This is a genomic window from Nostoc sp. (assembly GCF_036917135.1).
In the GTDB taxonomy this organism is placed as follows: Bacteria; Cyanobacteriota; Cyanobacteriia; order Cyanobacteriales; family Nostocaceae; genus Nostoc.
This window is the reverse complement of record NZ_JBALEA010000087.1, coordinates 23,502-35,648: the sequence shown is the minus strand read 5'-3', so window position 1 is coordinate 35,648 and position 12,147 is coordinate 23,502. Positions and strand designations below refer to the sequence as shown.

At 41.3% G+C, this 12,147-nt stretch carries 10 protein-coding genes; 4 read left to right on the top strand and 6 right to left on the bottom strand.

Features of this window, described 5'->3' with window-relative positions; translation table 11 throughout:
- Positions 1 to 32: 32 nt before the first annotated feature.
- The 4 genes from V7K50_RS27105 to V7K50_RS27090 form a co-directional block, all read right to left on the bottom strand.
- Positions 33 to 1,244 (bottom strand): glycosyltransferase, encoded by a 1,212-nt coding sequence (locus V7K50_RS27105; RefSeq protein ID WP_334965557.1) that lies wholly within the window; start codon positions 1,242 to 1,244, stop codon positions 33 to 35.
- Between the two features lie 4 nt (positions 1,245 to 1,248).
- The gene (locus V7K50_RS27100; RefSeq protein WP_334965555.1) at positions 1,249 to 3,498 is read right to left on the bottom strand and encodes an ATP-binding cassette domain-containing protein; all 2,250 of its coding nucleotides are present in this window, start codon (positions 3,496 to 3,498) and stop codon (positions 1,249 to 1,251) included.
- A gap of 197 nt (positions 3,499 to 3,695) precedes the next feature.
- Complete coding sequence (locus tag V7K50_RS27095; protein WP_334965552.1) at positions 3,696 to 4,859, bottom strand: glycosyltransferase family 4 protein; 1,164 nt, start codon at positions 4,857 to 4,859, stop codon at positions 3,696 to 3,698.
- Between the two features lie 17 nt (positions 4,860 to 4,876).
- On the bottom strand, positions 4,877 to 5,716 hold the full coding sequence (locus V7K50_RS27090; protein ID WP_334965550.1) for a hypothetical protein: 840 nt from the start codon (positions 5,714 to 5,716) through the stop codon (positions 4,877 to 4,879).
- A 415-nt stretch (positions 5,717 to 6,131) separates the two neighbouring features.
- Here V7K50_RS27090 and gloB point away from each other — a divergent pair, with 415 nt between their 5' ends.
- A complete protein-coding gene (gene gloB, locus V7K50_RS27085) occupies positions 6,132 to 6,905 on the top strand; it encodes a hydroxyacylglutathione hydrolase (RefSeq protein ID WP_334965548.1) in 774 nt (257 codons plus the stop codon).
- A gap of 17 nt (positions 6,906 to 6,922) precedes the next feature.
- Here gloB and V7K50_RS27080 read toward each other — a convergent pair whose 3' ends face one another.
- On the bottom strand, positions 6,923 to 7,108 hold the full coding sequence (locus V7K50_RS27080; RefSeq protein WP_334965546.1) for a hypothetical protein: 186 nt from the start codon (positions 7,106 to 7,108) through the stop codon (positions 6,923 to 6,925).
- A gap of 122 nt (positions 7,109 to 7,230) precedes the next feature.
- Between V7K50_RS27080 and rplI the strand changes: the two genes are divergently transcribed.
- Together rplI and V7K50_RS27070 are read left to right on the top strand one after the other, a co-directional pair.
- Positions 7,231 to 7,689: a 50S ribosomal protein L9 gene (gene rplI / locus V7K50_RS27075; RefSeq protein WP_334965544.1), complete on the top strand. Its 459-nt coding sequence runs from the start codon at positions 7,231 to 7,233 to the stop codon at positions 7,687 to 7,689.
- A 104-nt stretch (positions 7,690 to 7,793) separates the two neighbouring features.
- Positions 7,794 to 9,758, top strand: a complete 1,965-nt coding sequence (locus tag V7K50_RS27070; RefSeq protein WP_334965542.1) for a replicative DNA helicase — start codon at positions 7,794 to 7,796, stop codon at positions 9,756 to 9,758.
- Between the two features lie 440 nt (positions 9,759 to 10,198).
- On the opposite strand, the gene V7K50_RS27065 is transcribed toward V7K50_RS27070, so the two are convergent.
- Positions 10,199 to 11,137: a phosphoribulokinase gene (locus V7K50_RS27065; protein WP_334965673.1), complete on the bottom strand. Its 939-nt coding sequence runs from the start codon at positions 11,135 to 11,137 to the stop codon at positions 10,199 to 10,201.
- 296 nt (positions 11,138 to 11,433) lie between these two features.
- Between V7K50_RS27065 and V7K50_RS27060 the strand changes: the two genes are divergently transcribed.
- Positions 11,434 to 12,105 carry a class I SAM-dependent methyltransferase gene (locus V7K50_RS27060; RefSeq protein ID WP_334965540.1) on the top strand — a complete coding sequence of 224 codons (672 nt, stop codon included), beginning with the start codon at positions 11,434 to 11,436 and terminating at the stop codon, positions 12,103 to 12,105.
- The last annotated feature ends 42 nt before the right edge of the window (positions 12,106 to 12,147 follow it).

The following is a 12,147-nucleotide window of genomic DNA, read 5'->3' as shown; positions in this document are numbered from 1 at the left end:
TTATTTGTCATTTTAATTTCTTCCATTCTTCCTTATGCGATAAATAGGGGTAGCAGAGATTCATCAACATAACTAAGGATTTTTGCTGCTCGATTTTCCCAAGAAAACTGCTTAACAAACTCGATACTATCTGGATAACCTTCGATCTTTCTGGGATGAGTTTCTAAAACCCGCTTTAGACTTTCGGCAAATTTGCTGGGGTTATCTGGCTCACACCAAGCAGCGATCGCTCTAGTATCTTGAAATTCAACTAATGATGGAATTTCTGTCGAGACAATGGGAGTTCCAGAGGCGAAGTAGTCAAACAGCTTTAGGGGAGATGTAAAAGTTGCTGCCTTTCCTGAACAATGAGGGTGAGCTAAAACATCGGCTGCTTGTAGCAAAGATGCTAACTCATTATGCAAAACATAACCCAAAAATTTAATATTACTAATCTGTTTTTCTTTGACGAATTGTTGATAATATTCGACTTCTGGCGGCTTACCACCGGCACAAGCAAATTGCACATTAGGCATTTCTTTCGCCACATCAATTAATACATCAATGCCTTTAAATTGCTGTAGCGCCCCCGCATAAACTACTAATTTTTGGCTGTCGTCTGGCAATAGTTTTTTACGCCATTCTGCGGCTTTTTCTGGTTGTCTTTCCATAAATAAGCGATTAAAACCATTGTGCAGCGTAATTACTTTTTCTGGGGGCATCCCATTTTTAATCATGCTGTCACGGATCGTGTCTACAACAGTTACAGCAATTTGCAAAAGCGGATTTTTGACAATTTCTGTCTCAAATGGCTTGTCTTCGTGGTGGTGGTGTTCGTAAATTGCCGGAGTACCATTTTTGATGGCAGCTTTCACAAAATTCCAGTTGCGACTGTGGACAAGTTTGGCAGTTGGAAGTATGTGAAATGGTAAATAATATTTGCTAGCAATGGTATTAGAGTCAGTAAATTTGCTCTGAAAATGGTCAATTGGCCAAGGCATTGGTAAGGGAGCAACTTTTAATTTGTCATGGAGGTTGTAATATTTAATCAGTTCTGTTGGGGTTTGTCTTGGTTGAAAAGGACGAGCTAGATTAACTAGGTTCATCGCTTTTGCTCCTTTTTCAGGGTATACCAAAACTGTTGAGTATCCTAAGTTGGCGGCGGCATTAGCTGAATTTGTAGACTGCACTAGGTGAGCTTCGGGCTGGGGTAACTCTTCACCAACGAAAAAAATGTAGTGTTTTTTTAAAGTAGGATTTTTCATAATTTTAAGCATTAATACTATTCTCAAACTTTTCTAAATCGTCGAGTAGATATATAGCAGATTCATAACTTTCAGTAATTAATCCATTTTGTTCTTCGGCGGTGGATGTCGAATTATCAGCTAGAGAGCGGAGAGAGCTAAGTATGAGGTTAATAGAAGTCCGAAACTCAACGGAGATATGATTAAAGGTTTGATAATGGTTACTGATAACATTCTGATTGTGATCAGAAATTGAGAGCATTTGCCCCCGGATTTGTAAGTTAATAACATCCTCAAAAACATCAATGGTGTTGAGAATTCTCAACGCTGATTTATAAGAGTCTTCAATTAATTCGTGCCGTTCTTGGGAATTGTCTACCAAATCATCAAGTAATAAGCGCAGTAACCCAATCATCGAGTTCATCTGTGTCCGAATTTCGTGAGAGATGCGGAGCAAGCTTTGATTGTGTTTGGCAGCAGTTTCTGGACGTTCGGCAAATTGCATGGAGTACAAACGTGAGTAGTAACCACCCTTTTGTAAAAGTTCTTCATGGGTTCCTGTCTCTACTACTTGTCCTTGCTCTAACACAGCTATTTGATTAGCTTTTTGGACTGTGGAAAGGCGGTGAGCAATTATTAGGGTGGTGCGATCGCGGCTCAAGTCATCCAGTGCAGACTGTACTAAACGTTCGGAAACGGTATCTAAAGCGCTAGTGGCTTCATCTAAAATCAGAATTTCCGGATTTTGCAGGAGGGCGCGGGCGATCGCTAATCTCTGCCTTTGTCCACCAGATAACATCACCCCGCGATCGCCAATCAAGGTGTCAAATCCCTGAGGCAATTTGCTAATAAACTCATAAGCATTTGCCCGCTTCGCTGCTGTCAGAATTTCATCATCAGTAGCCTCAGCTCGCCCATAAGCGATGTTATTCTGCACCGAGTCATTGAAAAGAAAGGTATCTTGACTGACAATTCCCATTCGCTTTCGCAGGGATATCACATCAAACTCCCGCAAATCGATGCCGTCAATGGTAATACTGCCAGCGCTCGGGTCATAGAATCTAGGTAAAAGGTCTGCTAAAGTGGATTTACCAGCACCCGAACCGCCTACCAATGCTAAGGTTGTGCCATGCGGTAAATATAAATTTACATCTTTGAGTACCAACTTCTCATGACCAGGGTAGGCAAAGCAAAGAGAATTAAAAGACACTCCCTCTTGTAATTTTGTGTAGGGAAGCTCACCTTTGCTCATGAATGGCTTATCGTGCAAGCTTAAAAACTCATTGCTAATATCCACACTGGCGGCGGTACTAGCAAAGTTGCTGCGAATAGTATTTAGCTGGGAAATCAATGGTAGCACTCGCAGTAGCACTAATAAATATGTCAGGAGTACGGTAGAAAGGGAAGAAACCTGGCTAGCAAAGAAGGTTTTGCTCAAAACTACAATCAGCAGTAAAGCTGTAATACCCATCACCTCACTTAGAGGTCCGATCGCTTCCGAATTAATCTGAGATTGGAAATCTGCTAATTCGCGATCGCGAATTAATTTTTTAATCCGTTGATATTCTTTTTCTTCATTTCCCGTCGCCTTTACCAGCCGAATTCCGCTCAGGGTTTCCAGTACAGAGATTGAGTATGCCCTAGACATCTCACTAAGCTGCTTACCAAAATTTTTAGACCGGGAAATGGCATACTGATTTACTAACGTCACCAACGACAGCAAAAGCGTAGCCACAATTGTCAACTGCCAAGAAATTGACAGCAATAAACCGACAAAAACTAAAATTGTGATTCCCAGAATAACTATCTTAACTGTACTACCTATAGCACTTGCAGCCCGACCAATTTCTCCACCAAGACGGTTAATTAAATCGCCAACCTTTGTCTTGGCATAATAATCTAGATCGATGTCTAGTAACAGCCTTAATCCGGTTTCGCGCATATCTGATGTCAGCTTTCGGGTTAAAGAACTCGATGCTAAGGCGCTGGCATAAGCAGCTAAGTTCTTTAAAAAAATTGTGAAGATAATCGCCCCAGCCATTACTATTATCCGGTAATTTTCTGGAGTACTATCAAATGGAGATATCAGCCTTTTGAGGATGGGAGGGGCAGTCGTTAAATCTACTTCTTGCCCCACAATTTTTAAAACCACCGGCACAATTAAAGCTGTGCTAATCCCATTAAATAAAGCTCCAGAGAATCCTAATAATATTGTCAGCAGAATCAAACCGGGATAGGGTTTAGCGAATCTTAGTAGTAGTTTTTTCGTAGACATTGGATATTTTTATGCCACTTTCATTTATTAATATTATTCACAAATTACTTGTCAAAAAAAAGCTAATCATCAAATAAATACGGCACTCCGGGACTGGGTACTGGGTACTGGGTACTGGGTACTGGGGAAGAAAATATGATTAAGATTTGGTTGGGTTCCCAATCCCTAGTCCCTAGTCCCCAATCCCCAATCAAGATTCACAACCGAGCAATTACTGACTTGAGCGTAAAAGCCATAGCCTCTATGCTGTAGTTTTCCACACATCTTTGTCTTGCCTTGATACCTTGCTGGTTTGCTGACTCTAAATTCTGAAAAATAAATTGAATTTGTTCAGCAAGTTGTTCAGGACAACCAGGCTCAACTAAATAACCAGTATCACCTAAAATTTTGGGAATATCTCCAACGCGTGTTGATAATATAGGTTTAGCCATTGCCATTCCATCTGTCAACTTCAGGGGAAATTGAGCGCGAGTTTCTGGAGTATCTCGTTGGGGAACGACTACAATGTGAGCCGCAGCTACCAAATCAGGCATAACATCAGCTGGATACTTTGGTAATTTGATAATCCAACGTCCCCACTTTTGTTCAAGTTGCTGATCGTAATCATCATAAGGACTACCACCTACAATCACTAGTCTTAAGTCTGGCTGATTAATTTTATCGAGGGCTATAAGAACATCTTCTAGACCTTTATATGGTCTTGGCGCACCAGGAAACATTAAAATACGATATTCAGATAAACCATAACGATTTCTGCTGGACTCAGCATCATATCGAGTGGGATCAAATAAAGAAGTATCCTTACCATTAGGAACAAATGTCCCGCCAAAACGTTGCTGCAAAAATTCAGTATGCACCGTCACCGCATCAGCGCGACTTACCAAACCTTCCATCCATTTCACATACAAAGGATGATAAGGATTTCTGAGTGCGCCGTCTGGTTTCAACAATTCTCTAACTAATTGTTTCGGTGTGGGACGATAATGCCAGTCATCGCCACCATACCAACTGAGTTCCCAATCATCTATATCTAAAATTAACGGTTTTTGGCTAAAAATTTTTTTGAGTAGGGCAACTCCAAAACTCGCTATTTGTGGTTTTATAGCATAAATTATATCTCCATTAATTTTTGGTAACAATTTGCGGATTTCTCCAAAAAACTCTGGGAAATTTTTGCCCGGTAAATTGTAAACGTTTAATTCCGATGGTAAATTTCGATATAAATTATTTCCAAATAAAAACCCCATGATTTCAACTTCATATTCTAAGTTTCTTAGGGCTGTTGCTATCAAGTATGCACGCAAAATAGCTGCACTTGATAAATCTGAAACCAACAGCGATATCTTGGAAAATTTTTTCACTACTTTTATACTTGTTTTTATTTAGTGCGCCAAGGATTTGTAACTTGATTGGGTAAAAATACTTTAGCGAATCTGTCAAAAACCCTTGTATATAATGAACGAGTAATGTTCTTAGCATATTGAGGTCGATAAGGATAGGTACAGTGAAGAACCTTAATTTGATCCTGAATATCATAATCCTCTTCCCACTTACTGAGATAATTATAGGTAGGTGGTAGGATTTTCATGTAAGGGCGTACAGATGCGATCGCAGATGCAAAAGCTCCTTGATCTTTTAAAAGCAATTTATCTTGGTTATTTTTGACAATCTCAAAATAATTTTTAAATTCTTCAAAAAATACCTTAGTTACTTCGGTTTTCCGAAAAGCCATAAAACCGCCATTATACTGCACACTATCTGCTTGCAATGGTAAACCTACAGATTGCAGAATTTGCAAAACATTTGGTAAAAGGTCTTCTTGCTTTCCACGGAGTAAATTTGTAGCTTTCAGAATAGACGGTTGCACATCTTCAGTTAACAGAAAGTCATATTCATCCAAATACTCAAATACGTCCTTGATCTCCGAAAGTAAGCAAATATCTGAATCTAGATAAATCGTTTTATCAAACTCAGAGGCTGCATATAGAGCCAATTTTGCTTGGCGTGATGCTAAAACAGTATTTTTATTTGCAGGTGCCGGCTTTAAAATTACATTTTTAAAAGCCTTTAATAACGGATAGAGAACTACCGGAACTTGGTCAATTAAAATAATTATCGGCTCTTGATGAAACTTCCTAATGGCCGCTAAAAAATGAATGCAATCTTGAAAAGAGTAAAGTCCGGTCAGAATGGTAATAAATCCTCTTGTTGAATTCATAAAATGGTTCCCATAAACATTTAATATAAAAGGTTTTTCACTTTCAAATAAAGATTAGCCGACTTAAAATTCCACCTTTTTACTGATATTATGTTAAATATCAAAGGCTTGCTCGATCTACTCAATGTAAATTTATTGATATCCTTAAATTCAAAAATAATAAGATAAATGTAACTTTGTATTTGCGGTTATTACCAGAGAAAATTCACTGATAAATTCAGATTTTCTTTGCTTTTTTTAGGTGTATTCACTGTATAATTATACCAGTGCGTTCTTATGCTCAATAGTAGATTACAGTTATACTGAAATAAAGTATAAATACTTGATGTAGCTTATGCAAGTACCCTTCTGACTCGATGAGTCTTAAAATTGTCAATGAATACCAAACATATATGTTGTGAGGGAGGCAGAGGTAATGCAGGTAATCCGTCTGGAAGCGCTGTCAGACAACTACATATTTTTGTTACACGACTACAAGCAAAATATCGCGGCTGTTGTCGATCCAGCAGAAGCTCAACCAGTATTAGAGAAACTGGCAGAATTAAAAGCTGAGTTGGTAGCAATTTTCAACACGCACCACCATAACGATCATGTGGGTGGTAATCAGCAGTTAATAGAAAAATTCCCCAAACTGATAGTTTATGGAGGAGCCGAGGATCGCGGGAGAATTCCCGGACAGCAGGTGTTTTTGCAACAAGGCGATCGCGTCCAGTTTGCAAACCGCATAGCTGAAGTTATCTTCGTTCCCGGACATACCCGCGCTCACATCGCTTACTACTTTCCGCCACAAGAAGCTGGTGAAACAGGCGATTTATTTTGTGGCGATACCTTATTTTCTGGCGGTTGCGGTCGCTTGTTTGAAGGAACACCGACCCAAATGGTAGACTCTTTAAGCAAACTGCGCTCTCTACCGGATGATACACACATCTGGTGTGCCCACGAATACACCTTAAACAATCTGCGATTTGCCCTAACTGTAGATGGCGACAATGCCGACTTACAAAGGCGCTTCAATGAAGTGAAGGCTTACCGTAGTCGGGGAGAAGCTACCATCCCCTCGCTGCTGGGAGTGGAGAAGCTAACCAATCCCTTTTTACGTTGGGATCAGCCATCATTACAATTAAACGTTAAGAGTAGTGATGGAGTGCAAACTTTTGCACGGATACGGGAAATGAAGAATAACTTTTAAATATTGGGCATTAGTCATTAGTCATTAGTCATTAGGCATAGGTTATTCTCTTTGCCCCCATTCCCCATTCCCCATTCCCCATTCCCCAGTCCCCAGTCCCCAGTCCCCAGTCCCCAGTCCCCAGTCCCCAGTCCCCAGTCGCCATTCCCCAGTCGCCATTCCCCAGTCTGGGAATTTTCTAGCGCTAATAGTTGCGATCGCACCCTTCCTTTCGCTACGATCTGTAAGCTCTAGGGTATTAGGCCAAGAAGCTTGGAATACAGCAATGACATTGTGAGCGACCCAAACCCAAATTAATCAGATTTTACAGGAAAAATCAAAAACGATGGCGAAACGTGTACAGTTAGTTTTAAATCAGGATATCAGCAAGCTGGGAAAATCTGGCGACTTAGTGGAAGTAGCTCCTGGCTACGCTCGTAATTATCTGATTCCCCAAAAATTGGCAACCAATGCCACCCCTGGTATTCTCAAGCAAGTAGAACGGCGTCGTGAGCAAGAGCGTCAACGGCAATTAGAACTCAGACAACAAGCTCTTGAGCAAAAAGAATCTTTAGAAAAAGTTGGCAGCTTGACAATTGCCAAGCCAGTTGGTGAAAACGAAGCAATTTTTGGTACTATCACCACCCAAGACGTTGTAGATGCAATTAAGGCAGCCACCGGTCAAGAAATCGATCGGCGTGGCATTACCATCCCCGATATTAACCACCTTGGTAGTTATAAAGCCGAAATTAAGCTGCATTCTGAAGTAGCGGCGCAAGTCGATATTCAAGTCGTCGCTAGCTAACTCAGCAGAGGGACGCAAAGATGAGGGGGCTGAGGGAGCGTCTCTAGTCCTGTACAGACGCGATTAATCGCGTCTCTAGCAAAATCTCAAAACTAAAATCGTTTATGGCTGAAGAACGGAGTTTTCAAGGCGATGGTAGCGATGCCTACGGCGGTAAACTACGCCTCCCACCCCAAAATATAGAAGCGGAAGAAGCGATTTTGGGGGGGATTTTGCTAGATCCAGAAGCGATTAGTCGAGTTAGCGATCGCCTCCTTCCCGAAGCTTTTTACATTAGCGCTCACAAAGATATTTATCAAGCAGCTGTCAGGCTCCATACTCAAGGTAAAGCCACAGATTTGCTCTCAGTCACAAGTTGGCTGACAGACCATGAAATGCTAACCCGCATTGGTGGCAGAAATAAATTAGCAACTCTGGTAGATCGCACAGTTTCAGCCGTCAACATCGACGCCTTAGCAGGGTTAGTGATGGACAAATACCTGCGGCGGCGCTTAATTAAAGCTGGCAATGAAATTGTACATCTTGGTTACGAAACAGAAACCGAGTTACCACAAGTTTTAGATCAAGCAGAACAGAAAGTCTTTGGTGTTACTCAAGAACGTCCCCAATCGGGTTTAGTCCACATTTCTGATACTCTAATTAATAATTTTCAGGATATTGAAGATCGAAATCAAGGCATTGCCTTACCTGGAATTCCCTGCGGATTTTACGATTTAGATGCCATGACTAGCGGCTTTCAGCGTTCTGATTTAATTATTGTCGCAGGTCGTCCATCAATGGGGAAAACGGCCTTTTGCTTAAACCTAGCTCATAACATCGCCGCTTCTTATAAATTACCAGTTGCTATTTTCAGCTTGGAAATGTCAAAAGAGCAACTGACGCAACGGTTATTAGCTAGCGAAGCCCAAATTGAAAGTAGTTATTTGCGAACTGGCCGCCTCAGTCAAACACAGTGGGAACCTTTAAGCCGTGCTATTGGTATCCTTTCCGAGATACCGATTTATATTGACGACACGCCGAATATTACAGTTACACAAATACGTAGTCAGGCTAGAAGACTGCAAGCAGAACAAGGAACTGAATTAGGATTAATTGTAATAGATTACTTGCAATTGATGGAAGGAGCCGGTGATAATCGCGTCCAAGAATTATCAAAAATTACCCGTCAACTCAAAGGTTTAGCGCGGGAATTATCTGTACCAGTTATTGCTTTATCTCAGTTGAGTCGAGGTGTAGAAGCGCGTACTAACAAACGCCCGATGTTATCAGATTTGAGAGAGTCTGGTTGTTTAGCAGGCGATAGTCTGGTGACATTAGCTTCGGGCGGACTGCAAGTACCAATTAGAGAATTAGTAGGTAAATCTGGTTTTGCAGTTTGGGCGTTGAACGAAGCTACAATGCAGCTAGAAAAGGCAATTGTTAGCAATGCTTTTTCTACCGGTATCAAGCCCATATTTACTTTAACAACTCGATTGGGTAGAAAAATCCGTGCCACAGGTAATCACAAGTTTTTAACAATTAATGGCTGGAAAAGACTTGATGAATTAACTCCTAAAGAACATCTATGTTTACCAAGACATCTGCCCAGTCGTGGTAAACAAACTATGACTTATGCCGAAGTTGCATTATTAGGGCATTTAATTGGCGACGGTTGTACATTGCCAAGTCATGCCATACAGTACACTACCAAAGAGATAGATTTAGCTGAGAATGTTGCTTTCTTGGCAACAGAAGTTTTTGGAGATTCAATTGCTCTTGCCAAAAGTGCCAAAAGTGATATTTATTCGGATGAGATACTTTCAATTGAATATAGTGGCGAGGAAGAAGTCTTTGATCTTACGGTTCCTAGTTTACATAATTTTGTTGCAAATAATATTATTGTTCACAATTCCATTGAACAAGATGCCGACTTAGTAATAATGTTGTACCGCGATGAATATTACTCGCCCGATACTCCCGATCGCGGCATTGCAGAAGTGATTATAGCTAAACACCGCAACGGACCTACAGGTACTGCGAAACTTTTGTTCAATCCCCAGTTTACAAAGTTTCAAAATTTAAAAATTTAGCCAGACCAAATAATTGCTGATAACTGGTACTTAGAGAAAGTTATCTATAACCTATGTTACCTAAGGGACTTCCAACAAATAAATTACCCAATCTTGTGGGGTGGGCGCTCATGTTGCCCACCCCACAAGAAGTAGTTGAGTATTTTTTTATTTGTCAGTCCCTAATGTAAAATTAATTGAATTAGTTTGTAGTAAGCGGCTCTAGCGCTATTTTAAGGACTGAAGTCCTTACTACAAACCTTTAATTATTCACCTGACTTTTCACGGTATCTGAGAAACCTCACTTCTATTTCTCTCTCCTAAAAGGAGAGAGACTTTGAATTTTCCCCCAACACTAGTAGGGAAGGGGGTTAGGGGGTTAGGTTTTTCATCTTACTGGGATGAGATAGAAACTGCTGCCCACTTTGGGGAAGTACGGCGTAAAACCGATGGCGACCAACTTACTGATAAATTTGCGTCGCTTTCAGCATGTGGTAGGTAATTATTAACTGGGTGAGTGCGAGGGGATAACTCTGGATTGTCTCACCAGTTGTACCAGCAATTTTACCCAGTTCTGGATTGCTTTCGCGATCGCAAATATTTCGTAAATGGGGCATATCAGAACAAATAATATGCTCTAGCTTATTCACCTGTTCTAAGGTGGCATGACCATCAACTTCTAAGACATCTACAGGCTTACTCATATCCCTATCTAGCCCCAGGCGAATCGCTGAGTCAGAATTACCATAGCCAGAGCTGATAATCTCAGTAAAATCTGGGTGGGGAATTGTCGGACGTAATACCAGACGGACATTTAAATGTCCATTGGTTTCATCATCGTCCTCGGTGGGTGGATAGAAACTAATGACTATATCAGACCATTGGCGTTGGGGACGAATAAATTGTGCTGAGTCTGATTCGCGCTTTTCTAGTTCCGCTATTACCTGTTCAGCAGTGTAGCCCCGCTTTTGCGTATCCCGCTTAACTTTCCACTTAGTGCGTAATGTTTCTGGGGGTGCAAGGTAAACTTTTACGTCGTAGGAATCACGGGCAGCACGGGTAGAATAACCGAGTAATCCCTCAATAATCACAAATTTATTGGGCTTGATATACTGCGGTGGATCGAATGTGCCGGTTTTATGGCTGTAAACTGGTTTGAGAATTGGCTGCCCTGTGCGTAGCAACGACAGGTGTTGCTGCATAATATCTAAGTGGTTGCAGTCTGGGTGGAGGGCAGTGATCCCAATTTCTGCTCGTTGTTGGCGATCGTAACGGTGATAATCATCTGTACATATCAGCGTGACGTTTTCTGGGCCGAGTACCTGAGCGATTCCTCGAGTTAGTGTTGTTTTACCAGCAGCGCTGTCACCGACAATACCAAGAATTATTGGACGGCTCATCATACCTCCCAGAATAAAAGTAAGTTTATTAATAAAATTTCCCGCAGTAGTTTCAATTCTAGAAGGCTTTAGGCAAGTAACTCAAGCAAAGACTTGGTGTGCAATATAAAAACACATAGAATGTTTGTGCGTAGGCGCAGCCCGCACTCAGTGACCGTCGTAGACATCGCTTCTTGCATAAGGCACTTCCAAAAAAAAATACTCAACTATTTGTTGGGGAGTGGGTGTCTCGCCCGCCTTTAGCTACGAGTATCAAAGACTCAACTCCTATTCTCCATGCCCAATGCCCCAATCTCATGACAACTAAAACACTAGGACTCGAACAAAACCTCTATGACTATTTACTGTCAGTGTCTCTCCGAGAACCGGAAATTTTAACCCAACTCAGGCAGGAAACATCCCAGTATCCAATAGGGAGAATGCAGATTGCTCCTGAACAGGGGCAATTTTTGGCCTTACTGGTGCAGTTGTTGGGAGCTAAGAAAACTTTGGATATTGGGGTATTTACAGGTTATAGTTCCCTGGTGGTGGCATTGGCGTTACCGAGTGACGGTCAGGTGGTAGCCTGTGATATTAGTGAGGAATTTACAACGATCGCTCGGCGCTATTGGCAGCAAGCAGGAGTGGCGGATAAAATCCAACTGCACATTGCCCCAGCTTTGGAGACTTTAGATCAGTTAATCGCTAGTGGAGAAGTGGAAACTTTTGATTTTGCCTTCATTGATGCAGACAAGAGCAACTATGATGGCTATTATGAGCGATCGCTGCAATTAGTGCGTCCGGGGGGACTGATTGCCATCGATAATGTCCTCTGGTCAGGTAAGGTTGCCGACCCCCAAGTGCAGGATAATAGAACTAAAAGAATTCGTGCCTTTAATCAAAAACTGCATCAAGACGAGCGAGTTAATCTTAGTGTAGTCGCGATCGCAGATGGCTTAACTCTGGCACTGAAGAAGTACAGGAATTAAGATACAAAAACCATACCTTTAACTGAAAATTTTGCATAGATC

Coding starts and splice junctions, on each gene's coding strand:
- V7K50_RS27090 (WP_334965550.1), bottom strand. CDS start 5,716: ATGAATTCAACAAGAGGATTTATTACCATTCTGACCGGACTTTACTCT.
- V7K50_RS27070 (WP_334965542.1), top strand. CDS start 7,794: ATGGCTGAAGAACGGAGTTTTCAAGGCGATGGTAGCGATGCCTACGGC.
- V7K50_RS27065 (WP_334965673.1), bottom strand. CDS start 11,137: ATGAGCCGTCCAATAATTCTTGGTATTGTCGGTGACAGCGCTGCTGGT.
- V7K50_RS27105 (WP_334965557.1), bottom strand. CDS start 1,244: ATGAAAAATCCTACTTTAAAAAAACACTACATTTTTTTCGTTGGTGAA.
- V7K50_RS27060 (WP_334965540.1), top strand. CDS start 11,434: ATGACAACTAAAACACTAGGACTCGAACAAAACCTCTATGACTATTTA.
- gloB (WP_334965548.1), top strand. CDS start 6,132: ATGCAGGTAATCCGTCTGGAAGCGCTGTCAGACAACTACATATTTTTG.
- V7K50_RS27100 (WP_334965555.1), bottom strand. CDS start 3,498: ATGTCTACGAAAAAACTACTACTAAGATTCGCTAAACCCTATCCCGGT.
- rplI (WP_334965544.1), top strand. CDS start 7,231: ATGGCGAAACGTGTACAGTTAGTTTTAAATCAGGATATCAGCAAGCTG.